The organism is Marinobacter sp. EVN1 (assembly GCF_000475375.1).
Classification (GTDB): domain Bacteria; phylum Pseudomonadota; class Gammaproteobacteria; order Pseudomonadales; family Oleiphilaceae; genus Marinobacter; species Marinobacter nauticus.
The window spans coordinates 45,483-70,118 of record NZ_AXCB01000017.1 but is presented as its reverse complement, the minus strand read 5'-3'; the positions used below and the strand labels follow the sequence as shown (position 1 = coordinate 70,118).

21 protein-coding genes are annotated in these 24,636 nt (G+C 60.0%); 7 read left to right on the top strand and 14 right to left on the bottom strand.

All coding sequences use genetic code 11. The features are described 5' to 3' along the window. Nucleotides 1–8 precede the first annotated feature (8 nt). Complete coding sequence (folE, locus tag Q674_RS29365; protein WP_011787185.1) at nt 9–578, bottom strand: GTP cyclohydrolase I FolE; 570 nt, start codon at nt 576–578, stop codon at nt 9–11. A gap of 182 nt (nt 579–760) precedes the next feature. Here folE and Q674_RS29360 point away from each other — a divergent pair, with 182 nt between their 5' ends. Next, entirely contained in the window at nt 761–1,675 is a 915-nt protein-coding gene (locus Q674_RS29360; RefSeq protein ID WP_023008705.1) for an alpha/beta fold hydrolase, read from the top strand. A 5-nt stretch (nt 1,676–1,680) separates the two neighbouring features. Here Q674_RS29360 and Q674_RS29355 read toward each other — a convergent pair whose 3' ends face one another. Beyond that, nucleotides 1,681–2,766, bottom strand: coding sequence for a sensor domain-containing diguanylate cyclase (locus Q674_RS29355; RefSeq protein ID WP_014423004.1), 1,086 nt, complete (start codon nt 2,764–2,766; stop codon nt 1,681–1,683). A gap of 227 nt (nt 2,767–2,993) precedes the next feature. Here Q674_RS29355 and Q674_RS29350 point away from each other — a divergent pair, with 227 nt between their 5' ends. Next, a complete protein-coding gene (locus Q674_RS29350) occupies nt 2,994–4,076 on the top strand; it encodes a patatin-like phospholipase family protein (protein WP_023008704.1) in 1,083 nt (360 codons plus the stop codon). Nucleotides 4,077–4,112: 36 nt separating this feature from the next. Here the strand turns inward: Q674_RS29350 and Q674_RS29345 are convergent, their stop codons facing one another. The 12 genes from Q674_RS29345 to pilG all read right to left on the bottom strand — a co-directional run bounded on the left by Q674_RS29345 (nt 4,113) and on the right by pilG (nt 20,942). Further along, the gene (locus Q674_RS29345; protein ID WP_023008703.1) at nt 4,113–5,099 is read right to left on the bottom strand and encodes a PAS domain-containing protein; all 987 of its coding nucleotides are present in this window, start codon (nt 5,097–5,099) and stop codon (nt 4,113–4,115) included. A 111-nt stretch (nt 5,100–5,210) separates the two neighbouring features. Next, nucleotides 5,211–6,023 (bottom strand): zinc ABC transporter permease subunit ZnuB, encoded by an 813-nt coding sequence (gene znuB, locus Q674_RS29340; RefSeq protein WP_023008702.1) that lies wholly within the window; start codon nt 6,021–6,023, stop codon nt 5,211–5,213. Next, complete coding sequence (znuC, locus tag Q674_RS29335) at nt 6,010–6,783, bottom strand: zinc ABC transporter ATP-binding protein ZnuC (protein WP_022991335.1); 774 nt, start codon at nt 6,781–6,783, stop codon at nt 6,010–6,012. Before znuC ends, znuB begins: the two co-directional genes overlap by 14 nt. Beyond that, nucleotides 6,776–7,267, bottom strand: a complete 492-nt coding sequence (locus tag Q674_RS29330) for a Fur family transcriptional regulator (RefSeq protein ID WP_011787178.1) — start codon at nt 7,265–7,267, stop codon at nt 6,776–6,778. Before Q674_RS29330 ends, znuC begins: the two co-directional genes overlap by 8 nt. Before the next feature lie 68 nt (nt 7,268–7,335). Further along, nucleotides 7,336–7,797 (bottom strand): chemotaxis protein CheW, encoded by a 462-nt coding sequence (locus tag Q674_RS29325; RefSeq protein ID WP_011787177.1) that lies wholly within the window; start codon nt 7,795–7,797, stop codon nt 7,336–7,338. Between the two features lie 11 nt (nt 7,798–7,808). After that, nucleotides 7,809–8,861, bottom strand: coding sequence for a chemotaxis protein CheB (locus tag Q674_RS29320; protein WP_023008701.1), 1,053 nt, complete (start codon nt 8,859–8,861; stop codon nt 7,809–7,811). Further along, nucleotides 8,861–16,480 carry an Hpt domain-containing protein gene (locus Q674_RS29315; RefSeq protein ID WP_023008700.1) on the bottom strand — a complete coding sequence of 2,540 codons (7,620 nt, stop codon included), beginning with the start codon at nt 16,478–16,480 and terminating at the stop codon, nt 8,861–8,863. The genes Q674_RS29320 and Q674_RS29315 overlap by 1 nt, the downstream gene beginning before the upstream one ends. Before the next feature lie 11 nt (nt 16,481–16,491). After that, nucleotides 16,492–17,391, bottom strand: coding sequence for a CheR family methyltransferase (locus tag Q674_RS29310; RefSeq protein ID WP_011787174.1), 900 nt, complete (start codon nt 17,389–17,391; stop codon nt 16,492–16,494). 27 nt (nt 17,392–17,418) lie between these two features. Then, nucleotides 17,419–19,494 carry a methyl-accepting chemotaxis protein gene (locus Q674_RS29305; protein ID WP_011787173.1) on the bottom strand — a complete coding sequence of 692 codons (2,076 nt, stop codon included), beginning with the start codon at nt 19,492–19,494 and terminating at the stop codon, nt 17,419–17,421. Nucleotides 19,495–19,587: 93 nt separating this feature from the next. Then, nucleotides 19,588–20,133, bottom strand: coding sequence for a chemotaxis protein CheW (locus Q674_RS29300; RefSeq protein WP_011787172.1), 546 nt, complete (start codon nt 20,131–20,133; stop codon nt 19,588–19,590). 20 nt (nt 20,134–20,153) lie between these two features. Further along, entirely contained in the window at nt 20,154–20,516 is a 363-nt protein-coding gene (gene pilH / locus Q674_RS29295; RefSeq protein ID WP_011787171.1) for a twitching motility response regulator PilH, read from the bottom strand. Between the two features lie 33 nt (nt 20,517–20,549). After that, nucleotides 20,550–20,942 carry a twitching motility response regulator PilG gene (pilG, locus tag Q674_RS29290; RefSeq protein WP_011787170.1) on the bottom strand — a complete coding sequence of 131 codons (393 nt, stop codon included), beginning with the start codon at nt 20,940–20,942 and terminating at the stop codon, nt 20,550–20,552. 297 nt (nt 20,943–21,239) lie between these two features. On the opposite strand from pilG, the gene gshB reads away from it, so the two are divergent. From gshB to pyrR, 5 genes are read left to right on the top strand one after another with little or no spacing between them, the layout of a single operon-like run. Continuing rightward, nucleotides 21,240–22,193, top strand: a complete 954-nt coding sequence (gshB, locus tag Q674_RS29285; protein ID WP_014422995.1) for a glutathione synthase — start codon at nt 21,240–21,242, stop codon at nt 22,191–22,193. A gap of 46 nt (nt 22,194–22,239) precedes the next feature. Further along, entirely contained in the window at nt 22,240–23,106 is an 867-nt protein-coding gene (locus tag Q674_RS29280) for an energy transducer TonB (protein ID WP_023008698.1), read from the top strand. Then, a complete protein-coding gene (locus Q674_RS29275) occupies nt 23,103–23,669 on the top strand; it encodes a YqgE/AlgH family protein (RefSeq protein ID WP_011787167.1) in 567 nt (188 codons plus the stop codon). The genes Q674_RS29280 and Q674_RS29275 overlap by 4 nt, the downstream gene beginning before the upstream one ends. Then, complete coding sequence (gene ruvX, locus Q674_RS29270) at nt 23,662–24,093, top strand: Holliday junction resolvase RuvX (RefSeq protein ID WP_031210066.1); 432 nt, start codon at nt 23,662–23,664, stop codon at nt 24,091–24,093. Before Q674_RS29275 ends, ruvX begins: the two co-directional genes overlap by 8 nt. Nucleotides 24,094–24,112: 19 nt before the next feature. Continuing rightward, nucleotides 24,113–24,622 carry a bifunctional pyr operon transcriptional regulator/uracil phosphoribosyltransferase PyrR gene (gene pyrR, locus Q674_RS29265; RefSeq protein ID WP_011787165.1) on the top strand — a complete coding sequence of 170 codons (510 nt, stop codon included), beginning with the start codon at nt 24,113–24,115 and terminating at the stop codon, nt 24,620–24,622. The last annotated feature ends 14 nt before the right edge of the window (nt 24,623–24,636 follow it).

The window sequence follows — 24,636 nt, the reverse complement described above, 5'->3', positions numbered from 1 at the left end:
GTCGGATATCAGCGGTTACTGGAAATCAGGTTCAGGAACTCGGTCCGGGTTGCCTGGGATTTGCGGAACTGCCCGAGCATCATGGAGGTTTTCATACGCGAGTTCTGCTTCTCTACGCCGCGCATCATCATGCACATGTGCTGGGCTTCAATGACCACCGCGACGCCCTTGGCCTGGGTAACGCTCTCGATGGCTTCGGCGATCTGACGGGTGAGGTTTTCCTGGATCTGTAACCGGCGGGCATACATGTCGACGATGCGGGCAAACTTGGACAAGCCCAGCACCTTGCCCTGGGGCAAATAGGCGATGTGGCACTTGCCGATGAAGGGCAGCATATGATGCTCACACATGCTGTACAGTTCGATGTCCTGAATCACCACCATTTCGTCCATGGCGGATTCGAACACGGCGTTATTAACCAGCTCTTCGAGGTCCTGCTGGTAGCCTCGTGTGAGGAACTGCATTGCCTTGGCGGCACGCATGGGCGTGTTCTGGAGGCCTTCTCGATCCGGGTCTTCGCCCAGGCCCTGGATAATAGTGCGGTAGTGATCGGCCAGATCATCAAGGGGTAGAGACATAATCGATTCCGGTTTGGGGTGTCTGAAAAAGGCCAAAGCTTAAGGCAATTCGCCGGGTATCTCCATGGTTTACGTCTGTGGCGTAGAAAAGGACCACCGCACAGGCCGCCGATGGCGATATGGCCCCGGCCGCAGCTATGCACTAAAGTATGAGGAGTTGCGGGTACGGTCATGGATTGCACATGGAACAGGTGATACCGGGTTCAGAAGTGGCGACATCTGGTCGCCAGGAGACATTTACGCTGGAAGCCTGGCAACAGGCTGGCAAATGGTTCTGTTACGAGGGGCATGCCATCTTCAGCCGCATGGGAGGGCAGGGTGAGCCGCTCGTTCTGCTGCATGGCTTCCCGACCGCGAGCTGGGACTGGAGCCGGATCTGGCCCATGCTGGTGCGCGAGCATAACCTGCTGACTTTGGACATGCTCGGTTTCGGTTTTTCCGATAAACCTTTGCATTATTCCTACAGCATCGAAGATCAGGCGGATTTGATTCAGGGCTGGATTGAGGGGCTGGGTCTGGAGCGGGTCCACCTGTTCGGCCATGACTACGGCACCACCGTCGTCCAGGAACTGCTGGCCCGCGAGCAGGAGGGCGAGCTGTCGTTTGCCATCAGCAGTGTCTGCCTGCTAAACGGTGGTCTGTTTCCGGAAGTTCACCATCCCCTGTTTATCCAGAAGATTCTGCGCAGCCCCCTGGGTGGCCTCATTGGCCGGGGGCTCAGCCGATCGCTCTTCGAACGCAACTTTCGACGTCTGTTCGGGTCACGTAATCCGCCGGGCAGGCAGGACATGGACGACTTCTGGCATTTGCTGAACTACAACAACGGCCGGGGCGTGTTGCACCGCCTGATCCAGTTCATGGAGGAGCGTCGTTGTCACCGCAACCGCTGGGTCGGAGCGTTGCAAAAGGCGGAGCAGCCCATGCGACTGATTTCCGGCGGTGCCGACCCGGTGTCCGGCGCCGCCATGGCCCGGCGCTATCGGGAGCTGATCCCTCAGGCCGATGTGGTGATGTTGCGCAATGTCGGGCATTACCCCCACTTTGAGCAACCCTGGGATGTCTACAGCGCCTACAGGGAGTTTCGCAAGGCGCGCTAGCCAGCTCAGGCCGGTGTGGTGCCGCCGGTGGCCGGGTCTGCCATTGGCGCCCGATCCAGGATGTCCTCCTGGCTCGCGAGCCTGGGAGCGTTCACCACCTGATTCCGGCCACGGGATTTCGCTTCGTACAGAGCCTGGTCTGCCCGGTTGAGCCATACTGACCAGGTCTCGCCCTGGGTGACTTCCGCCACGCTGGCACTCGCGGTAACCCGGATGTCATCCAGAAACGGCCGGGCGCTGATGCTGGTCAGCAACTGATGCGCCAGGGTGTCGGCGTCTTTCTGCCGGGTTTCCGGGAGCACGACCATGAATTCTTCGCCGCCGATACGGAACAGCTGATCGCTCTCCCGCAACCGCTTGCGTACCCGCAGCGCCATTTCCTTGAGCACCTTGTCTCCGGCCAGGTGGCCCCAGCGGTCATTGATGGTCTTGAAATAATCCAGATCAATCAGTACCAGGCTGGACACCCGTTCATAGCGTTCCCGCATCTGAATCTGGCTGTTCAGGATGTCGGCCAGCTGCGAGCGATTCAGGCAGCCGGTCAGTGGATCGGTTGTCGCCAAGCGGGTAAGCTCGGCCTGCAGGCGCCCCACCAGCCAGGCAAAGATCATGGCAAACAGGCAACTGAGACCGAGTGAAAAGGTAATGCGCCAGAAGTCTGCCTCTGGAAACTTGAGGAAAGACACCACCGCCATGACCGAGACAAACACGACATTGCAGAAAATGGCTTCACGCAGGGGAAGCAGAAAAAACAGGGCAATGGCCGCAGGATACGCCCAGTAGAGCCCGGCGTGGCCATTGATGAGAGTGGAATAGGCGGCGCACACCACGGCCAGAATGGGGAACAGGCGGCCTTTGAAGAAATAGGTGCTTCGAAAACGCAGGAATGCGATCACGAGGGCCGCGTTGGCGCAGAACAGAATCAACAGGGATGACAGCAGCACGTTGCCATGCTGCCACTGCACCATGACCAGGGGGGCGACCGCAATAAAGGCCCAGATGTGCAGATGGTAGACCAGCTGCCGCTTGAACCCGAGAACAGCCAGGGTCGGGTTGGTTGCCAGGGTATTTGGCGAGGCAAAAAGATTCACAGCCTACTCCCGCTGTTCATAACCGGCATGTTTCCGTTTGTAATCGATGGCTCCAGTCTAGCACGGAGTGTGATGGGCGAAAGCAAAAACCACGGATCGACGTAATTCGTAAAAACTATGCCGGAGGCACCTGTTATTCAGAATATACATAGCCGTCATGAATTCTGTTCAGTTGGCCGTCTCCAGCCGGTCGGATACACTCGCCGGACACTTCAGGGGAGAAAGGAATGACTGCCATTCACAGCCGGATGCCGGCACTGACCATCCGAGCGGGACGCCGGGCTTTGCAGCGCCTGCAGCAAAATCCGCTGGGGCCCGAAGATGTTCACGTGATTCCGGGGGCAGCCGGTGGCCCGAAGGCGCTGGGAATCAGTGGCCTGGACAAGGCCATTTTTGGTGACTGGTTGCCGCAGGCTCCCCAGGAAAGGGCCCTGATCGGATCTTCCATCGGCAGCTGGCGGTTTGCCGCCATTGCCTCTTCAGATGATCCCAAGGCCCAGTTGGCCCGCCTGGCCGAGCTGTACACCAGTCAGCGATTTGCCAAAGGCGTCAGCGCTGCGGAAATCTCCCGCAAAAGCATACTGTTTCTGGAGGAGCTGCTGGGGGGCCGGGAAGACTTTCTGCTCAGCCATCCCTGGTACCGGTTGAGCATTGTAGTAGTGCGCAGTCTTGGCCTGTTGCAACACGATACCCGTGGCAGGCTGAGCCTCGGGTTGATGCGGGCTATCAGCGCCAACATGGTCAGCCGCCGGCACCTGGGTCGTTTTATGGAACGTGGCATTGTGCACGATGCCCGGGGCCGCGCGCCGGTCTCAAGCCTGGTGGATTTCCCCAGTCATGAAGTGCCCCTGAGCCGGGATAACCTGTTGCCGGCCCTGCTGGCGTCCGCTTCCATTCCTCTGGTGATGTCCGGAGTCCGCAATATTCCGGGCGCGCCAGAGGGTGTATACCGGGATGGCGGACTGCTCGATTATCACCTCGACCTGCCTTACCAGCAGCCTGGCATTATCCTCTATCCGCATTTTACGGATCGTGTGGTTCCCGGCTGGTTCGATAAAACCTTGCCCTGGCGTCGGGGCGATGCCAGTCGACTGCAGGATGTCGTGCTGGTATCGCCGTCACCGGATTACCTGGCAACCCTGCCGGATCGCAAACTGCCGGATCGAAAGGACTTCGAGAAGTACGTCGGCGATGATGCCGGTCGCGAACGAGCCTGGCGTCGAGCGATCTTGGAGAGTGACAGGTTGGGTGATGAGTTTCTTGAGCTGGTTGAGAGTGGGCGGCTGCTGGACCGGATTCAGCCCTTGTGAGTCGCTGGTAGATCGCGCTGGCCGTCTATGCGGGCCCTAGTTCGGCGTAGCACTGAGCCGAAAGCCGGTAATGCCGTGGACGGGATCCTTGATGGTTTTCAGGCGCAGACAGACCCGCACTGGCCGGGCGTCCTCGGCCCCGATCAATGCCAGGTCGGTTCGGGTCAGGTCTTCCTCGCTGCGGGCGCTGTCCAGGCTCTCCCGGAACCGGCTGCGGTCTTGTTCGGATACCAGTTGTTCAAATGGCTGATCGGTCAGGTCGGAGGGCGCGCGACCGAGCACGTCGGCAATCTGGGCGGACACAAACCCGATGCGCCCCTGGTGATCCAGTTCGGCGATTACCGCTCCCCCCAGCCGAACCAGATCCCGGCTTCTTGCTTCGCTGTCGTTCAGCGCATGCCGGAGCACAGACTTCTCCACCTGCAGATTGGTAATCTGTTGTTGATCGCGATCGAGTTGTGCCTGTTGCTGCCGGATTCTGGCATTGCGGATGGCCAGTCGACGGCAGGCGACCAGCATCAGTAAGGCTGCGAGTACCGAGATACCGGCGCCTGCAGTAAGAATCTGCCAATGCGCCTGGTTCGAGGCCCGGTCTATCCATCCGGCATTTGGGGTGGTGGTGACCATCCAGTGCCTGCCGGGCAGTGTCAGCTCGGTACGCAGGGCCTCGGAATCCCGGGGCTCATCTACGATGCCGAGCTCCAGCACAGCCTGTTTGGTGTGTCTGGCGAGAGTATCGATTCGAAGCTGCAGGCCCTCGGGCAGATCTGTCGCCAAAGCTGAGGTCAGCGATGCGGGCAGATGGTGCCCCGGCGTTTGTTGTAGTCGGGCTGCGATCGTCGCAACCAGAGCCTGATGCCTGGCATGGTAGGCCTCAAGACCAAGGTCAGCGATAGTTCGCGCCAGGGTGTTGGCCAGTGCCACTGACACCAGTATGCCGATACCCAGGATAACCCCAGGCATCCAGAGACCCAGCCAGAGCCGGAATCGGGTGCCGGGTGTGTTACGAAGGTCGCTGTCCATGCTGGTGTGCTCCCGCGAGGCCTTTGCTGCTCGGATACCGCCTAACTTTAGACCAGCAATACCGGCCCGGCAATTCAGGCGCCGCCCTGTGCTGACTGGTGGCGCGGACGGTCAGTGCCGGCTCTGGCGGGCACCTGCATACACCATCAGGAACACCAGAAATGCAGTGACCACCACCGATGGTCCGGCCGGCGTGTCCAGGTACCAGGACAGGGTCAGTCCGCCGGACACCGCCACCACCCCGAAGACCACTGCCAGGGCGGTCATGTGTTCGGGATTGTGGGCCAGTCGGCGTGCGGTTGCGGCCGGAATAATCAGCAGGGCGGTAATCAGCAGGACGCCGACAATCTTCATAGCCACCGCAATCACCAGCGAAAACATCAGCATCAACGCCAGCCGCAGGCGTTCCACCGAAATCCCTTCTACCCGTGCCAGTTCCTCATGAATGGTGCTCATCAGCAGGCCGCGCCAGAGCAGCGCCAGCAAAGACAGGACAAAGGCGGCGCCACCGTAGATCCAGACCAGATCCTGTCGGGTCATGGCCAGCAGATCGCCAAACAGCAGGCCGGTCAGGTCCACCCTGACATCCGGCATGAAGCTCAGGGTTACCAGGCCAATGGCCAGCGCGCTGTGCGCCAGGATGCCGAGCAGGGTATCGGTAGCCAGGGTGCGGGTCCGGGACAGCAGCACCAGGGCCAGCGCAATGAGCACACAGGTAATCACCACACCCAGATTCAAAGGCACGCTGATCAGAAAACTAAGCGCGATGCCCAGCAGGGCCGAATGGGCCAGCGTATCTCCAAAATAGGCCATGCGACGCCAGACTACGAAGCAGCCAAGGGGACCGGCCACCAAAGCCACGCCCAGGCCGCCGAGCAGCGCCCGCCAGAAGAAGTCGCCCAGCACCGCATCAATGATGGTCATGGCTGCAACCTTCGTGGGCGTCCGCGGTAGAGACCACATCGCCATGGAGATTATGGCGATGGTTGTGATGGTGGTGGTAGACCGCCAGAGACTCGGCAACCTGATGACCGAAGGTTTCCACAAAAGCCGGGTCCTGGGAAATATCCTCCGGATATCCGCTGCAACATACGTGCTGATTAAGGCAGATAACCCGGTCTGTGGCCGCCATCACCAGATGCAGATCATGGGAGATCATGATGATACCGCAGTGCAGCTCATCCCGAAGCTGGCGAATCAGATCGTAGAGTGTGGCCTGGCCATTGATATCGACCCCCTGGGCGGGTTCGTCCAGCACCAGCAGATCGGGTTTCCGGGCCAGTGCCCGGGCGAGCAGCAGTCGTTGTTTTTCGCCGCCGGACAGGTGGTGGACGGACGCATCCAGTAGATGCGCGACCCCGGTCCTTTCCAGCGCTGCCTTGCAGTCTGACAGTGCACGTCCGCTGAGCAGCATGAAGCGCCGGACACTCAGTGGCAGAGTGGGCTCCAGAGTCAGGTGTTGGGGTACGTAACCGATCACCAGGCCGGGCGCCACCGATAATTGACCGCTGGTCGCCCGCTGAATCCCCAGAACGGTTTTGATCAGCGTGGTTTTGCCGGCACCGTTCGGGCCGATGATGGTGACGATATCGCCCCGGCTCACGGTCAGGTTGACCCGATCAACCACCGGCCGGTCGTCAAATGCCACCGTAACCTGTTCTAGCCGGACCAGGGGGTCAGTCATTCGTTTGCTCCCCCTGACAGCGAGGGCAGAGACCAGCCACTTCGAGGGTAACGTCGTCAGGAAGGAAGGCTTCCGCGCGCGCCGCGGATTCGATGGCCTGATTGAGTTCCGGCATGGCCAGTTCCAGCACCGTGCCGCACTGTCGGCAGATCAGAAAAGTACCGCGATGATGTTCACCGGCATGGGCACAGCCGACGAAGGCGTTGAGCGAGGCAATCCGGTGAACCAGTCCATGTTGAAGCAGAAAGTCCAGGGCCCGGTAGACCGTGGGGGGGGCTGCGTTATGTCCATCCGAGGACAGTTTGGCCAGAATATCGTAGGCGCCCAGCGGCTTGTGGGATTGCCAGATCAACTCCAGTACCCGTTCACGGATCGGAGTCAGGCGGGCGTTTTCATCGCGGCAGATGGCATGGGCATCGGACAACGCCTGGGCGACACAGGCCTGATGGTTATGGGGACGGTAGGGAAGTGCGCGTTCCGGCATGGCGTGGATCCTGCAAAATTTGCAACATTATAACATTTTCAGGCGGCCACGCCATGCCGACCGGAGGCTCAGTGATGTGCGTCGACGGCCAGGGATTCCAGGTATTCCAGATTCGGGATCCAGGCTGGCTCGCCGTCTACTTCCACCTGCATCAGGTCCGCAGGGCCGGGGTCGCCGTCCAGTTGTCGGATCTGGTCTTCCATCAGGCGCGCCTGGCTGGGAATGCCCTGGGTGACCAGGGCCATGAACGGGGTGCTCTGGTGATTCGGGCCGATGGTATTGAGGATAATGATGCGGCCACGGTTGTCACCAGGGATGGTGAGCTTGTTGCCGTTGGCGGCATCGTAGGAAATGACCGGCAGTGTGAGCCCGCGCCAGTCCAGGAATCCGGCCAGCCAGTCCGGTGTATTGGCGCCGGCATCGTTGCTGGTGAAATCCACCACCTCGGCAATGGAGACGTTGGGCAGCAGGAGCTGGCGGTCCGAGACCGGTATCATGACGCAGGACAGGGATTGGCTGTTTTCACTCATTGCTTGTTACCTCAGGCGGAATCCCGTTTTTGCCGGCCCTTGAGCAGGCAGTTGTTCTCAATGACTTTTACCAGTTCCCTGGCCAGTTGCTCCGGAGTGCCACAGAAACTGGCGCAGCCGGTGGCGGCCACCGAATCGGGCATGGAGCTGTTACCACAACTGGTGCTTTCCTGAACCCAGATGCGGCTGCCATAGGCCTTCAGCATGGGTGCAGCGATAGCGCCGTCGTTGCCCATGCCGGAAAACAGGATGGCATGACAGTGTTTGCCATAGTGATCCGCCACGTTCAGCAACACCTGATCTATCGATGGGCCATAAGGGCCCGGCCAGGGATGATTCAGTTCCGTCAGCTGGCCCTGGCGATCAAAGGACCACTCTCTTTCAACCGGCATCAGCACCACATCGCCGTTGCGTACCCGATAGCCCTCCTCGGCCCGTTTCAGCGAATAATGGGCGTGCCGGCCCAGAACCCGGGTGAGGACTTCGGTAAAATTGCCATCAATATGTTGGGCATAGATAAACCCGACCGGTAGCCTTGGCGGCAGGTGATCGAGAAAGGTCTTCACCGCTGCAGGACCGCCCAGCGAGGCTCCGAGAATCCAGACTTCCTCAGCCACCGAACCCGGCGCCGCCGGCGTTATCCAGTGTGGCAGCGTAGGCGCGTCCACCGCATCTGGCGTGGACTCGGCCAGCTCTTCAATGTCGTTGGCGGTATCCAGCTGCTCCAGATGCCCGAGCTGTTTTTCCAGCTTGTCGAGCAGCCGGCGTTCCCAGCGGAAGTATTCCGTGGTGCCGGGCTTGGGAGCCTGGTCCAGGCCGAATAAGACCGGTGCTTCTGTATTTTCCAGCAGATGCTCGAACAGTGCCGGGTGATCCGCTTCGTCTTCCAGGGTCACCAGCCAGAGCGCCGCGTCCGGAAACGCCGGGTAGTCCATCAGCCGCTCGGGATCTCCCGAGAAGCTGACGTCCAGGCCAAATTTTCCGGTCGCCGCCTGCAGCCGATGCCGTTGCAGCACCACATCGGACACAATCCCGACGCCAGGCCGGCCGTTAGGGCCGGCCATCACCGGTTCCCGGTCAGCCGCTTGATGGTGTCAAGCAGCTCGGTTTCCTGGAACGGCTTGCCAAGGTACTCGTTGACCCCGATGGCCAGAGCACGTTCCCGGTGCTTCTCGCCCGTCCGCGAGGTGATCATGCAGATCGGCGTATCTTTCAGGTTGTCGTCGTGGCGCACAAAGCTGGCCACTTCGAAACCATCCATACGGGGCATTTCGATATCGAGCAGGATGATGTCCGGCCGGTGGTCCTGAAGCTGGGCAACGGCGTCGAGACCATCTTTGGCGGTCACCACTTCCATGCCATTGCGTTCCAGCAGACGGGAGGTCACCTTGCGCACCGTAACGGAGTCGTCCACCACCATAACCGTCGTGGCCTTTTCCTCGTAGCGGGCGCTGTCCCGTGCCTTTTCCAGATTCGCCAGGCGCTGGCGTTCGGACAGGATGTCGGAGCGGATCATCGCCGGCAAGTCGAGGATCACAACCACGTTGCCGTCACCGAGAATGGTGGCACCGGAAACGCCCCGGACGGAACTGAACTGCGGTCCGAGGGATTTAACCACGATTTCCCGGCTACCCATCAGCTGGTCCACCTGCAGAGCCATGGGCTGCTCCGCGCCGCGCACCAGAATGACCGGCAGTGGCAGAGCCTGGCCCTGAAGCTTGGGCTGGTGGTCACTGTTGAGCAGGCTGCCCAGGTACTGCAGGCGATACTGCTGGCCGGCATACTCGTACATGGGGGCGTCTGGCTTGTAGTACTCTTCCAGCTCGTAGGTGCTGACCCGGACAATACCTTCGATGGTGTTGAGCGGGATGGCGTAGAAATCTTCCCCGGTGGACACCATCAATGCCCGGTTGACCGACACGGTGAACGGCAGGCGTACGGTGAAGGTGGTGCCACGGCCCAGGGCGGAATCGATGTCGAGGCTGCCGCCGAGCTGTTTGATTTCGCTGGCAACCACGTCCATGCCCACGCCACGACCGGAAATCTGGGTAACCTGCTGGGCGGTGGAGAAGCCCGGCTGCAGAATGAACTGCAGGATTTCCCTTTCCGAGAGGTCTTCGTCGGCGCGCATCAGGCCCTGGCGAACGGCCTTGTCGCGGATAACGTCGGACGGAATGCCTTTACCGTCGTCCATCATCCTCAACACCACATCACCGCCTTCCCGGGTCAGGGACAGAACCACTTCACCTGTGGCCGGTTTGCCTGCCTTGGTGCGGTCTTCCGGCGTTTCGATGCCGTGGTCCAGCGCGTTGCGGAGCATGTGCTCAAGCGGCGCGACCATCCGCTCCAGAATGTTCCGGTCCATTTCCCCTTCAGCATTGCGTACGTCGAAATCGACTTTCTTGCCGAGTTCGCCACTGATCTGGCGCACGATGCGGCGCAGACGGGGCACCATGGAGGAGAACGGAATCATCCGGGTCTTCATCAGACCTTCCTGGAGTTCCGTATTGATTCGTGATTGCTGAACCAGCAGGGTTTCGGTGTCCCGAACCCGCTCGGACAGGGTTTCACGCAAATCAGCAAGGTCCGAAGTGGATTCGCTCAGGGCCCGTGACAGCTGCTGGATGGAGGAGTAGCGGTCCATTTCCAGCGGATCGAAATCGTCGCCGTAGTCCGGCCCGTGCTCCTGCTCGGCCCGGAACAGGATCTGCGCTTCGGTTTCGATATCCATGCGCCGCAGCTGTTCCCGCAGACGTTCGATGGTGGCGGCCATTTCGTCCAGGGTGTAACTGAAATCACTGCTCTGTTGCTCCAGGCGACCCCGGGTAATACTGGTTTCACCGGCCAGGTTAACCAGCTCATCCAGCAGCGGTGCCGATACCCGAATGGTTTCCTGGGCGGCTCTCTGGGCATCGGCGGCTTTCTTGCGCGCCTGGGCCGCGGATTTCTCCGGTTTCGCAGGTGCCGGAACCGGTTTGGTCGGGGCTGGCTCCGCAGTGGAGGCCTTTGGCACCGGCGCGGGTTCTTCGCGAACCGGTTCGGGTGCTTTCTCCGGCTGCGGGGCAGGTGCCGGTGCGCCGGATTCAAAGCGTTTGCGGATATCCGCCACCAGCGCGATGATGGCATCGTGATCGCCGGTGATGGCCTGCCATTGCTCCTCGGTTGGCGCGTTACCGCCCAGATCGATCAGGCGGGTCTCGAAAGCATGAGCCTTGTCGCCAAGCTCGGAGAGCTGGGACAGACGGGCACCGCCTTTGAGGGTATGCAATGCCCGTTGTGCTTCCCGGTTGAAGTGCTCATTGGCCGGCTCACGACGCCAGTCATCGAGTAGCTGCTCCAGCTGGTCCATGATTTCGCCAGCTTCTTCCAGGAAGATTTCGAGCACTTCCGGATCCACGGAGTCCGCTTCAGCCGTTTCTGGCTGTGGCGATTCTGTTCCGGATGTGTCCTCCGCTGGTGCGGTAGTGCGCAACGCGTCGATCAGGGCCGTGTCGGCATCGGGCTTGCGACTGTCTTCCAGCGCATCAAGCATGGATTTCAGGCTGGCCGCGGCGCGGTCACTCAGGCCAAGCATGGCCGACTGGCCCCGGTCGCCGGCAATCAGCTGGTCCAGGGCGTCGGCCCAGACTTCGGCCAGATCCGCAATCGGGTCGACATCCGACAGTCGCGCGCCGCCCTTCAGGGTGTGCAGTTCCTGCTGCAGGCGGGTAATGCCAGCCAGTTCCTCCGGCTCCTCACGCCACTGGTCGAGGCACTCGGTAATGGCCTCGTGGATTTCCAGGCCTTCGTCCAGGAAGATGCCAACCAGATCGTCGTCGGTGGCGTCTTCCAGGCTCTCGCTGAGGCTGGACGCGGATTCTTCGGATTCTGCCGCCGGCTGTTCACTGATTTCCAGTTCTTCCAGTTCGCTAACGTCGCGCTCACCCGGCTCTGACTGCGGCGGTGCCTCGGAAGGCAGGGATTCGCCGCGCAGAATGGCCTGAACCTGATGCACCAGTTCTTCGGCTGGCGGGCACGGCTTCTGGGTCGCCACCTGCTCTACCATCTGAGCCAGGCGGTCGTGGCAGGCAAACAGCAAGTCGGTCATCTGACCGCTGGCTTCAAGCTGGCCTTCGGCCACTTTTTCGAACAGATCCTCAAGCACGTGAGTGAGATCGCCGATGGCCTCGACTCCGGCCATGCGGGCGCCACCCTTGAGGGTATGCACATCACGCTGCAGTTCGGCGGCAACCTCCCGGTTCGAGGGGTCTTCGCTCCAGGTATGCAGGGCACTGCCGGTGGAGTTGATCAGGTCGTAGGCTTCTTCCAGGAAAATGCCCACCAGTTCCGGGTCCAGATGGGACAGATCGGTGGCCTGGAGCTCTTCCTCCTCTGCACCTTCAGTTTCTTCGGTGCTTTCCTCGAGCTCGGGCTCCGGCAGGGTCAGCTCTTCGTCTTCCGGCTCCGCAGAGTCATCGGTGTGTACATCGGTTACCGGGCGAGTGCCGCGGGCGCCATCGATGTAGGCATGAATCTCGGTGATCAGATCCGGCGCGGGCCTCGGCGCCTCACTGGCTTCAAGTGCCTCGACCATGCCGGCAAGCCGGTCATGGCAGCGGAACAACAGATCAGACAGAGTGTCATTGATCGAGAATTTCTGCTCGGTCAGTCCTTCAAACAGGTTTTCCAGTTCGTGGGACAGGTCACCCACGGCCGGAATGTCGGCCAGTCGGGCGCCACCCTTGAGGGTGTGCAGGTCACGCTGGAGCAACCGCAGGAGGTCCAGGTTTGAAGTGTCCTCGCTCCAGCTGTGCAGGGCTTCCGCGGTGCTGTCAATCAGGTCGCGGGCTTCCTCCAGGAAGATTGCTGCCAGCTCGTCGTCCATGGCCTGATCGTCTTCAGACGTTTCCGGCAGTGGCGGCGTTTCTGTCAGCTCAGGTTCTTCTGTTGCCTGCTCCAGTTCATCCATTTCCAGGCTGAGGTCGATCTCTTCCAGATCCTCGGTGAACTGCTGCTCGAACTCATCCGGTTCTGCGGGCTCGGCTGCGGTTGCCTGTGCCAGCGCCTCGAGTTCCTGAATCAGTTCCTGGCTGGGTTCAGTAGCCAGCCCGGCCGCCACCTGATCCATCATGTTAATCAACTGCTCATGGCCGGCGCGCAGGGTCTGGAATACATCATCGCCCGGCGGCAGGCCCTGCTCTGAAATCGCGGTGTAGGTGCGGGTCAAAGCGGCGGCCAGTTCGGCAACATCGGGCAGATTGGCGTCCGTCGCACCCTGGGTCAGTTGCTCCAGTTCGGCACGGAGGGTTGCCAGTGCCTCGTCCTGCTGCGGGTTTTCAGACCAGCGATCGAGAATGCTTTCGGCATCCAGAACGATATCCAGGCCTTCACCCAGGAACAGCTGTACCAGCTGTGACGACGATTTCCTGGCGGGTTGTTCGTCGTCTGCCTGGGCATGGCTGGTGAGTGTCTGCTCACACACCTGGTGCAGGCGCTCAAGGTACTCGTCGGTGCCTGCCAGCGGTGCCTGGGGATTCTCCCGAATCTGGGCAAGCCCTTGGGTCAGGAAGCCCGCCGCATCACTGATCAGCGCCAGTACGTCGCGGTCTGCCCGTTTGTTCTGAGCCCGGGATTCTTTAATAAAGCGCTCAAGCGGCGTAATGACTTCCGCAATCGGCGCGATACCGGCGGTGTTGGCACTGCCCTTCAGGGTATGCAACGCCCGAGAGAGATCGTCCGTGTAGGCGGCGGTAGCTTTGTCGCCCGCAGACTCCAGGTACTCCTTGATGGTCTGCAGATGGGTTTCGGTTTCGTTCTCGAAGATATCCAGCAGCACCGGATCCACTTCGTCTTCTCCGGGCAGGGCATCATACTCAATGCTGTCTTCCGGAGTGACGGTACCCGCCGTTGTTTCCTCTGCAGACTCTGTGTCGGTGTCCACCAGCGGCATGGCTGTGGCATCGGGAATTTCGCCATTGGCCAGGGCATTGGCCCGCGCCTCCATGGCAGAGGTGTTCAGGCTCGGCGCCTGGCGTTTCTCAAAATCGGTGACCAGCGCCGGCACCGAATCGGTGACATCCTGAAGCAGCTGGGCAATATCATCATTCATGAACACGCTGCCGTCGATCACCCGGTTCAGCATGTTCTCGACCGACCACGCCAGCTCCCCGATCACGGTAGCGCCAACCATCCGGCCACTGCCTTTCAGGGTATGAAAGGCCCGCCGAACTTCTGCCAGGGCACTGCGGTCATCGTGCTGACGTAGCAGCATGGGCAGGTATTCGCGAATGGTGTCGAGTACCTCGCCAGCTTCCTCAATAAAGATCTCGAGGATTTCGTCATCAATGAGATCGTCACTGTCGTCCGCTTCTTCAACTTCGCTCGTTGGCGCGGTAGCGGGCGTTTCGGGAATTTCGATTTCGTGCTCGGCGGCGCCCTCGTCTGCAGTTTCTGCTTCGCCTGTGGTCTCTTCGGCCGCCTGTCCGGTTTCTGCGCGTCGGGTCGTTGCCAGCGCTTCAGCCTGTTCAATCAGCTCGTTGACGTCGCCACTGGTCTCGCCGTTCCGGAAGTCCTCAATCAGGGAAGGAATACGGGCGTTGACCTGGTCCACCAGGGTGAACATGTCATCGGTCGGTTTGATGGTCTGGTCGATGACCCGATTGAGCAGATTTTCCACCGACCACGCCAGTTCGCCGATGCTGGTGGCGCCGACCAGGCGGCCACTGCCTTTGAGGGTATGGAAAGCCCGGCGAACTTCCGTCAGAGCTTCGCGATCGTCGTGATCCTGGCGCAACCTCGGATAGAACTCGTGGATGGTCTGCAGAACTTCTTCCGCTTCCTCAACAAAAATGCCGAGGATTTCATCATCCAGCAGCTCGGCATCAGAGGTTTTGGCCTCTGGTGCGGTGGTCTCTTCGGCGCTGGCCTCAGGTTCTTCAGCCACGGGTACTTCAGCCGGGGCCTCTTCGGTTTCTTCCGTCAGGCTCCAGGTGGGCTCCTGTCCGACCGGGAAGCCGAGACTGGCGAGGCTGTCTTCGGCCACGCGCAGGATAGCGTCGTTATCGCTGATGCCATCTGCCAGTCTCTCCAGGTAATACTCGATACTGGTGACGGCATCGGCCAGGGTGTCGAGCTGTTTCCAGTCCGGCACCTGTTTGTTGCTGAGCAATACGTCGGTGACATAACGCTCGGCTGAGGCGAGCATATCGGCAACGCGATCCAGTGGCACCAGGCTCAGACCGCCACGGATACTGTGCAGGAGTCCGGGTACGTGTTCGATTTCACGGGCATCCCACTGGGAGGCAATGAAATTGACGATGGCGGATTTAACCTGCTCCAGGGTATTCCGGGATTCGCGGATCAGCGCTTCGCTGGCCTCTCCGAGTTCACGGGAGCCCATGTTGATGGCGGAGGCTTCCTCGGCCGAGCCGGAAGACTGCTCCGGGCGTCGCTCACTGTCGAGACCAGCCAGACTGGCCTCCACGTAAAGCAGGGCACCGGCAATGTCCATCAGGGTGCCATCGTCGACCACTTCGGCCTGCTGGCAGAGTTTTTCTACCAGTTCAATCTGTTCGGTGACGACCTTCCGTGGAATGCCAAGACCAAGAACGGCCAGGGTGTTGGCAACCTGACGCAGGCCGGGCAGTAACTCGTCCAGTTCGCTGTTCTGACGAAATTCGGCCCGCACAAACAGGTCAAGCTGATCTTTCAGTCGAGCCAGTTCTTCGTTGAGGGCACTGACCACGGAGTGGATGGCGTCCCGGCCTGGACCGGATACCCGGTTGCGGGCGGCATCCACGTCGTCTTCCGAGGGCAGGGCGCTATCCAACTGATAGGCCTGACGCAGCGCCTGAACCTGAGGGCGATCGAGATCCCGGGCGCGGGCGACGTAATACAACAGGTGTTTGAACAGCGCTTCCGGAACCGGCTGCTGAAGGATATCCGCATGTTCGTCGGTGAGCCGGCGGATCTCGGAATCCAGTTCCCTGAGCAGGGATTTGACGGCGGTGTTCACCGGGTTGACCCGGGCTTGCAGAGTGTCGACAAAGGCACTGGCCGCTTTCCAGAGTTCGCCCCGGGGCGTTTTCTGGCACAGGCGCACCAACCGCTGGATTACCTTCTGCATGTAATCGAAATGGGCGTCGAGGTCCGCCTCGCGAACCACGCCAGCAAGGGCAAACTGGTACATCTGGCGCAGCTTGCGCAGGTGGCCCAGGACTTTTGGATCGTGCAGGCGTTCAGACACCTTGCCGCTGACCCTCATCTGTGAAGCAGAGAGATCCGGCTTGAACAGGGAGGTGTCGGACAACAGGGAGTCGCCCCGGGCGGCCCGGAGATCGTTGAGCAGCGGCAGCAGAACCATGGGAAAGTCATCGCTGCTGCTGCCAATGTGCTCCAGATACTGTGGCAGCTGCAGAATGGCCTGCATCAGCACGTTGACGGCATCGTCAACGCTGGTCACGGTTTCGTTGAGAATGGCCTGGGTCAGTTTTTCCATCTCTTCGGTGAGCAATGCTGCACCGTAGAGTTCCACCATTTGCAGGGTACCGTGTACCTGGTGAAGGTAATTCAGGCAGAAGCGCAGGCGCGCAGTGTCGTCGCGATTCTCGACATACGCTTCAAGTGCATGCTGGCCCTGGGTCAGCGTGTCCTGTATCTCTCCCCGAACCCAGTCGAGGGCGATGCTGTCATGGTGATTGCCCATAACCACTCCGGTTATTCTTCGTCGGACTGGCGCTTGATCCACGCCAGTACATGTTCCGAGGGAACCCTCTGCAGGCCCGGTGGCTGCCAGTCGGTCAGTTCACCCTGGCCAAGCACCAGTAACCCCCCCGGTGCCAGACGCTCTGCGAGCCGTTTGACGATCTCCCGTCGGCGCCAGCGACGGAAGTAGATCAGCAGGTTCTGGCAGAAGATAATGTTCATCCCGTGCATGGGTGCTTTATCCAGATCCAGAACATTGAGCCTGGTAAAGCACACCCGGTCACGGATGCTGTTCACAATTTCTACGGTATTCCGCTCCGAGGGCCGGAAATACCTGGCTTTCAGGTCTTCTTCCATTCCCAGCAACTTGCGGGCATTAAACCGGCCCTGGCGCGCTTTTTCGATGGCCGGCTGACTGATGTCCGAGCCGGTTACGCCGAAGAGCGGTTGCACGCCCAACTGAGCCATGCCCTCGTTCAGGATCATCGCGAGCGTGTAAGGCTCCTCGCCGGTGGAGCAGCCAACACTCCAGGCCTCCAGGGCCCGCTTCCTGAACTGTTCCCGGGGACGGGTAAGCACATAATCCGCCACCAGCCGGAAGGCGTCCGGGTCCCGGAAAAACCGGGTTTCCTGAACAGTGAGCCGGTCTACCAGTGTGGCCCACTCCCTGACAGCATCCGGGCCGGATACGATTTTCTCGTAATAGGCCTGGTAGCTGCTGCAACCGATTTCGCGCATCCGGATGCCAAGATTGGTTTCCAGAAACGAGCGCCGTTCGGTGGTCAGGGTTATGCCGGTGCGGTGCTCCAGCAAGGTCTGCCACTGGCTGAACTGCGCGTCGTCCATATCCGGAAGACGGCGCAGTGACCAGATGCCTTCGGCGGGTGACAGTTGGTTATGCGTATGCGCCATAGACCGTCATCTGCCCCGGGCCGGTGATCAGCTGACCACCGGTACGTCGCTGTTTTCCTCTTCTTCCTGATTGGCCATTTCCTCATCCGGCAGGGTGAAGCCGGCAACGGAGGACCGCAGCTCGGAGGCCATTTCTGCCAGGTTACCGATAGACTTCGCGGTAGCGTTGGTACCGGAGGAAGTCTGGGAGGTGATTTCCTGGATAACGTTCATGGTGTTGGAAATGTGCGCCGCAGAGGATGACTGCTGACGGGCGGCGTTGGAGATGTTCTGGATCAACTCCGCCAGGGACATGGATACGTTCTCGATTTCCTCGAGGGCGATACCCGCGTCCTGGGCCAGTCGGGCACCACGGACCACCTCGGCGGTGGTGTGTTCCATGGAGATAACGGCTTCGTTGGTATCAGACTGGATCGTCTTAACCAGGGCTTCAATCTGCTTGGTTGCTGCAGAGGAACGTTCCGCCAGGCGCTGAACTTCGTCCGCAACCACCGCGAAGCCCCGACCCGCGTCACCGGCCATGGAGGCCTGGATTGCCGCGTTCAGGGACAGGATGTTGGTCTGGTCGGCAATGTCGTTGATCAGGGATACGATATCGCCGATTTCCTGGGAGGATTCACCCAGACGCTTGATCCGCTTGGACGTTTCCTGGATCTGCTCCCGGATGTTATCCATGCCGCGAATGGTGTTCTGTACCACTTCTGCGCCTTTCTTCGCGATCGCAACCGACCGCTCCGCAACCGCGGAGGATTCGGCGGCGTTCGAGGATACCTGGTCGATGGACACGGCCATCTCGTTAACCGCAGCGGAGGCGCCGGCAATTTCCTGGGCCTGGTGCTCGGATGCATCGGCGAGGTGCATGGCCGTGGCCTGAGTTTCCTGGGCGGCGGAAGCTACTCGTACCGCAGTACCACGAATGGCCTGTACCAGGCCGCGCATCTGGTCGATCGCGTAGTTGATGGAGTCGGCGATGGCACCGGTGAAGTCCTCGGTTACCGTGGCCTCTGTGGTCAGGTCACCATCGGCCAGATCGGCCAGTTCGTCCAGCAGTCGCAGGATCGCGTTCTGGTTCTGTTCGTTCTGCTCCTGGGTGGTAGCCAGACGCTCCTGGGCGTCGCGGTACAGGGCAAGACCGATAAAGACAACAATCGCAACCATGGCGGCCAGGATGGCGAAGGCCAGGGTCGGGCTGATCAGACGGGAACTGGACTGGGTAGCGAAGTTGTCGGCCAGAGTCGACAGTTCGGCCAGCAGGTTCTCGGAGTTCTGGAAGATGTCACTTGCGGCGGTACGAACCTTGAAGAGGTCGGGAGAGGCTTCAAGGATCGCGTCTACGTTCTGGGAAACGAACTGGAACAGCTCGTCAACCGCTTCCAGACCATAGATGGCGTCTTCGTCCGCTACGCGGGAGATGCCCATGGCGGGATTGCCGTTGAGCTGGCCGTCAAGAACCCGGCCGAACAGGCTGGCGTCCCGGCCGAAACGGTCGGCCGCGATAACGGCGTCTTCGTCACCGGACAGTACGTTGTTAACGGAGCGGACAATACGCTCTGCCAGCAGCGACTGACGCTGGGCCAGAGAGATCTGTTCGGCAGGTGCACCGTTATCCAGCAGAATCTGAACGATGTCGTCGTATTCCACCTGCAGCTGGGGAATGGTTTCGTTCAGGGTCCGGGCTACTTCGTGCAGGCCGAGTACTGCATCACGGGTAGAGAGGATGCTGTCGGCGTTTTCACGAACGGTGTTCCAGTGTTCCTGTACGCCACTTTGCTGGGCCAGTTCACTGGGCGGGAGGCCGGTTTCCGGGTTGCCCTCGGTCACGTTGGTCCAGAGCTGCTGGAACTCATCCCGCGAACGACGGAGTTGGTCGAAGGCCTCGGCGGTACCACCTGCGGCCTCGGTCGCGTTCTTCGCGATCTCCTGGGAGAGTACCCGCATTTCCGCGGTGTTGGCGATGTACTGCTGGTCGTGCTGACTGTCCTGGTTAATGATGAACAGTACCACAACGAGCAGGACGGTAAGTGCAATCAGCGCTGCGATCAGGCCGGCAACCAGTTTGTTGCCTCCCTGTCCCATACTGAGTCTTCCGGCTCTGTTTTTCATTTTCTGGCTCCCGGCCTCTTTCTTCTGGAAATGGCAAGTATGTGTAGCGGGTTTCAGACGGTCAGGGTGATGTTCCTGCCAGTACCATCACCCTTACCACTGTGCAACATCAAGAAAACGTTCGTCTTCCACCAGATCGGTGGCTGAGAACACTTTCCAGACCTCCTCATTGCGCTCGTAACCGCCGCTCACAAACGGACGAACGCTGTCGGGCACCCCGTCGGGGGTGGCCCTGAAACTGTCTTTGGCGAAGTACTGCATGCCCAGTACGCTGTCGACGACCAGGCCACTGAATACGTCGCCCTGCTCAACCACCAGAACCCGCCGTTCACGCAGGCTGCGGGAAGAGCGGGGCACATCGAAAAAGGTGGCGAGATCGACCAGGGGTAGCAGGCGGCCGCGAACATTAGCCGCTCCCATCAGGAACGACCGAACCCCCGGAACATGGGTGAACCGGGGCACATGCAGGATTTCGGTAACTTCGCCCATGGGGGCAACATAGCGCTCGCCCGAGAGAATAAAACCGATGCCGTTCCAGAGTTCAACGGCTTCCTGTTGTTCCGGCAGACCGGCGGCCATGGACCGGCTGCGCTGGGCGATATCCGTCAGAACGGCAAAAGGGGCGGCCTGGGCGGACATGCGTACTCCAAGGTTGGGGATCAGGCAATCAGGCTGTTGATTGTTTTGATCAGGTCGTCTTCGTTAACTGGCTTGACCAGATAACCCTTGGCACCCTGGCGGGTTCCCCACACCCGGTCAGTTTCCTGATCCTTGGTGGTTACGATCACTACCGGGATGGAAGCGGTTTCCGGCGCACGGGTCAGCTGGCGGGTCGCCTGAAAGCCGTTCAGGCCGGGCATGACAACATCCATCAGCACCAGATCCGGAGTTTCCGCGCGGGCCTTGGCCACACCATCGGCGCCATTATCTGCGGTCAGCACTTCGTGCTTGTGTTTTTCCAGAATGGTGGAAATTTTCTTAACTTCAGTTGGCGAGTCGTCAACAATCAGAATGCGGGCCATGGTTTCCTCGATGGTTCTGTGTGTCAGCAGGGGTTACTGTTCCGCCTGAGGCATGTATTGGCGGATGGTGTTAAGCAGCTCATCCTTGCTGAACGGTTTGGTCAGATACTGGTCCGAGCCTACGATTCGGCCTTTTGCCTTGTCGAACAGGCCGTCCTTGCTCGAAAGCATGATAACCGGCGTCTTTTTAAAAGAGGAATTGTTCTTGATCAGTGCGCAGGTCTGGTAGCCGTCCAGGCGGGGCATCATGATATCGACAAAAATGATGTCCGGCTGGGAGTCGGCAATCTTGGCCAGAGCGTCAAAGCCGTCTGTGGCAGTGATAACCTCACAGCCAACCTTTTTAAGAAGGGTTTCCGCGGTGCGACGAATGGTCTTGCTGTCGTCAATCACCATGATCTTCAGGTTCTCGAAGTTGTCATCCATTGTCCAACTGCCTTGCGCTCTAGCGACTGTCGTTATTTTCGAACGGGGGTTTTAACACAAACGTTAAGGTTGTTCTATAAACCCCGCTCATTTATAGAGTATCCATGGCTGGATAAAAAGTATTAGTTTGTGACCAAATGTACTTCTGCCGCTGCCATCACGGATTTATCTGCGGATTTCTCCGGATGCATTCGCGGCTCGGGTACAATACCATCTGACCTCTCAGCATAGCACTTAATAACCGGTTCGCTCTGCTGACCGGTTCGTGTTTTCTTACCGACAGTTCCAGGAGACGCTATGACAATCCGGCTGGGGATCGTGATGGATCCCATTCAGGATATTCACTTCAAGAAAGACAGTTCTCTGGCCATGCTGCATGCCGCCCAGAAACGCGGCTGGGAAATCGAGTACATGGAACTGCCGGATCTTTATCTTGCGGGCGGCCAGGCTCGGGCTCACACCCGTGGGCTGACTGTGCACATGGATCCGGACAACTGGTACAGCTTCGGCGCCAGTCAGGATCGTGCGCTGGGTGACCTCGACGTCATTCTGATGCGGCAGGACCCACCGGTGGATCGGGAGTTCCTGATGGCCACCTATATACTGGAATCGGCGGAGCAGCAGGGCGCTCTGGTGGTCAATCCGGCGGCCACCCTGAGGGACTGCAACGAAAAACTGTTTGCCACCCAGTTTGAAGACCTGACACCTCCGCTGATCGTGACCCGCTCTGCCCAGCGTTTCCGGGAATTCTATGCCGAGCATGGTGACATCATCATGAAGCCGGTGGACGGCATGGGTGGCCGCTCGATATTCCGGGTCAAGCAAAACGACGCCAATCTCGGGGTCATCATCGAAACCCTCACCAATTACGGCAGCCATCAGGCCATGGCCCAGAAGTTCATCCCCGAAATCACCGAAGGTGACAAGCGTATTCTGCTGATTGAGGGCGAGCCGGTACCCTATGCCCTTGCACGCATTCCGTCACACGGTGAGAATCGCGGCAACCTGGCCGCCGGAGGTCGTGGTGAGGGCCGGGAGCTGACCGAGCGTGACCGTCAGATCTGTGCCCGGGTAGCGCCGGTGATCAAGGAAAAGGGCCTGATGTTCGTGGGGCTTGATGTCATTGGTGACTATCTCACGGAAATCAACGTCACCAGCCCCACCTGCATTCGTGAGCTGGATGCGGCGTTTGGCATCGACATTGCCGGCATGCTGATGGACGCCATCGAGCGACGTCTGGCCAGAGACTGAAGACCGATCACAGCTTTTGAGCGCACAAGGAGACTCAGGAACCGTCATGGCAACCCAGGTTAGCGATTTCGATCGGTTTTCCTTCACCCTGTTTATGGCATTGGCCGTTCATGCCATGTTGGTGTTGGGGATTACCTTTGCCCCGGAATCGCCCCGGTCTTCGGCTCAGACCATGGAAATTACCCTGTCCCAGTTCGACGATGAGCAGGCGCCGGAGAAAGCCGATTTTCTGGCCCAGACCAGTCAACAGGGCAGTGGCTCGGAAGAGCAGGCCATGGAAATGACCTCGCCCAATCCCTCCGAGATCAGTCAGCCGGAGCTGGCTCAGGTGCAACCCGAGCCACAGACCACCACCCGGCCTCAGCCGCAACAGGAGCGGGCGGTCGTCCAGACCGAGACTCACACCGAGCGCCAGGCGTCAAGGCCCGAGGAGCGAAGCGAGCCCCAGGAAGAGCCCTTGCCTCAGAGCGAGAAAAAGAGCCTGATGGAGCGCAGCCTGGAGATTGCCAGCCTGGAGGCGAGGTTTGACGCACAGCAGCGGGCCTATGCCCGCAAACCCCGGGTAATGCGGGTAACGGCAGCCTCGACCCTGAAGTCCAGCAACGCCTGGTATGTGCAGAACTGGGTGAGCAAGGTGACCCGGGTGGGTAACATCAACTATCCCACCGAAGCCAGGCAGGCAGGCATCTACGGCACCCTGCGCATGCTGGTTTCGCTGAAGAAAGATGGCACAATCAAGGAAGTGGCAATCCTCCAGTCCTCCGGCAGTACGGTGCTGGATGATGCCGCAATCCGAATTGTGCGTATGGCCGCTCCGTTTGCGCCTTTCCCGGAGGAAATGCGTCAGGACGTGGACGAACTGGAAATCATACGCACCTGGTCATTTCAGAGACGGGGGCTTACATCAGGATGACGGCCGAACACGACACCACAGGCAGTCTCAGGCACCACTTCCTGGTGGCTTCGCCCTGGTTGGCTGATCCCCGCTTTCACGGTGGGGTGATCTACCTTTGCGAACACTCGGAAGAGGGCGCGCTGGGGCTGATGATCAATCAGCCGCTGGATATCCACCTGGGTGAGATCCTCGAGCAGCTCGACATGCACGGCGGGGAGCTGGACTTGCCGGTATACACCGGCGGGCCGGTTCAGCCCGAGCGCGGCTTTGTTCTGCACTCGCCGGGCCGGCAGTGGCAGAATACCGCGCGAGTCACCGACGAAGTGTTGTTGACCACCTCCCGGGATATTCTGGAAAGCATTGGCCGGGATGAGGGGCCGGAGTCGTTTCTGGTGGCACTGGGTTACTCTGGCTGGGGCGAAGGTCAGCTGGAGGAAGAGCTGGGCAGCAATGCCTGGTTGACCTGCCCTGCCAGCACCGACATTCTGTTCCGCACGCCGGCAGACCAACGTTACCAGGCGGTACTCCGCCTGATGGGCATTGATCTGAACCAGCTCAGTGATTCGGTGGGTCATGCCTGATCCCGGTAACCGTCGACTACTGGCCTTTGATTTCGGCACCCGGCGTATCGGGGTGGCGTCAGGACAGGAAATGCTCGGAACCGGCCAGCCCCTGGCCATGCTTCCGGCCAGGGACGGGATTCCCGACTGGCAGCAGATCGAGGCGCTGCTGGCGGAATGGCAGCCGGATATTGTCCTGGTTGGCCTGCCTCTGAATATGGATGACACCGAAAATGACATGTGCGCGCGGGCCCGCAAGTTCGGCAAGCGTTTGCACGGCCGCTACCATGTCACGGTCGAAATGGTGGATGAACGACTCACCAGCTACGAAGCCAAGGGCGAGGTGATGGCCGGTGGTGGCAGTCGCGATTTCGGCCGCCACGGCGTCGATGACCGTGCCGCCGTGCTGATACTGGAAACCTGGTGCCGGGAGCAGGCCGGCTGATCTGATAAACGAGGCTGTAATGACCGCATTGCTTGATATAGACCAGCTGCTCGACACTTTGGAATCCGGCCTGCGTCAGATTCTCCAGGCGCGTGGCGTAGATGACCCGGTGCTGATCGGAATCCGGACCGGCGGTGTCTGGCTGGCGGATGTGTTGGGGAAGCGCCTGGGTATTGCCCAGCCTTTCGGAGAGCTGGACATCTCGTTCTACCGGGATGACTTCAGCCGCATTGGTCTGAACCCCCGGGTGATGCCGTCCAGTCTGCCGTTTGATACCGAAGGCCGGGACATCATCCTGATCGACGACGTGATCATGAGTGGCCGGACGATCCGGGCTGCCATGAACGAAATATTCGACTACGGCCGTCCGGCCAGTATCATACTGGCCACGCTGATCGATATGGGCGCCAGGGAACTACCAATCCAGCCGGATGTGGTGGGACGGGCCCTGACGCTGGAAGCCCATCAACGAGTGAAACTGCGTGGCCCCGAGCCACTGCGCATTGAAGTACAGGAATCCGGGCAGTAAACCTTCCCAACTGA

Bases quoted from the DNA above. Each gene is read 5' to 3' on its own strand.
- folE (WP_011787185.1), bottom strand. From the start codon at position 578: ATGTCTCTACCCCTTGATGATCTGGCCGATCACTACCGCACTATTATC.
- Q674_RS29360 (WP_023008705.1), top strand. From the start codon at position 761: ATGGAACAGGTGATACCGGGTTCAGAAGTGGCGACATCTGGTCGCCAG.
- Q674_RS29350 (WP_023008704.1), top strand. From the start codon at position 2,994: ATGACTGCCATTCACAGCCGGATGCCGGCACTGACCATCCGAGCGGGA.
- Q674_RS29345 (WP_023008703.1), bottom strand. From the start codon at position 5,099: ATGGACAGCGACCTTCGTAACACACCCGGCACCCGATTCCGGCTCTGG.
- znuB (WP_023008702.1), bottom strand. From the start codon at position 6,023: ATGACCATCATTGATGCGGTGCTGGGCGACTTCTTCTGGCGGGCGCTG.
- znuC (WP_022991335.1), bottom strand. From the start codon at position 6,783: ATGACTGACCCCCTGGTCCGGCTAGAACAGGTTACGGTGGCATTTGAC.
- Q674_RS29330 (WP_011787178.1), bottom strand. From the start codon at position 7,267: ATGCCGGAACGCGCACTTCCCTACCGTCCCCATAACCATCAGGCCTGT.
- Q674_RS29325 (WP_011787177.1), bottom strand. From the start codon at position 7,797: ATGAGTGAAAACAGCCAATCCCTGTCCTGCGTCATGATACCGGTCTCG.
- Q674_RS29320 (WP_023008701.1), bottom strand. From the start codon at position 8,861: ATGGCCGGCCCTAACGGCCGGCCTGGCGTCGGGATTGTGTCCGATGTG.
- Q674_RS29315 (WP_023008700.1), bottom strand. From the start codon at position 16,480: ATGGGCAATCACCATGACAGCATCGCCCTCGACTGGGTTCGGGGAGAG.
- Q674_RS29310 (WP_011787174.1), bottom strand. From the start codon at position 17,391: ATGGCGCATACGCATAACCAACTGTCACCCGCCGAAGGCATCTGGTCA.
- Q674_RS29305 (WP_011787173.1), bottom strand. From the start codon at position 19,494: ATGAAAAACAGAGCCGGAAGACTCAGTATGGGACAGGGAGGCAACAAA.
- Q674_RS29300 (WP_011787172.1), bottom strand. From the start codon at position 20,133: ATGTCCGCCCAGGCCGCCCCTTTTGCCGTTCTGACGGATATCGCCCAG.
- pilH (WP_011787171.1), bottom strand. From the start codon at position 20,516: ATGGCCCGCATTCTGATTGTTGACGACTCGCCAACTGAAGTTAAGAAA.
- pilG (WP_011787170.1), bottom strand. From the start codon at position 20,942: ATGGATGACAACTTCGAGAACCTGAAGATCATGGTGATTGACGACAGC.
- gshB (WP_014422995.1), top strand. From the start codon at position 21,240: ATGACAATCCGGCTGGGGATCGTGATGGATCCCATTCAGGATATTCAC.
- Q674_RS29280 (WP_023008698.1), top strand. From the start codon at position 22,240: ATGGCAACCCAGGTTAGCGATTTCGATCGGTTTTCCTTCACCCTGTTT.
- Q674_RS29275 (WP_011787167.1), top strand. From the start codon at position 23,103: ATGACGGCCGAACACGACACCACAGGCAGTCTCAGGCACCACTTCCTG.
- ruvX (WP_031210066.1), top strand. From the start codon at position 23,662: ATGCCTGATCCCGGTAACCGTCGACTACTGGCCTTTGATTTCGGCACC.
- pyrR (WP_011787165.1), top strand. From the start codon at position 24,113: ATGACCGCATTGCTTGATATAGACCAGCTGCTCGACACTTTGGAATCC.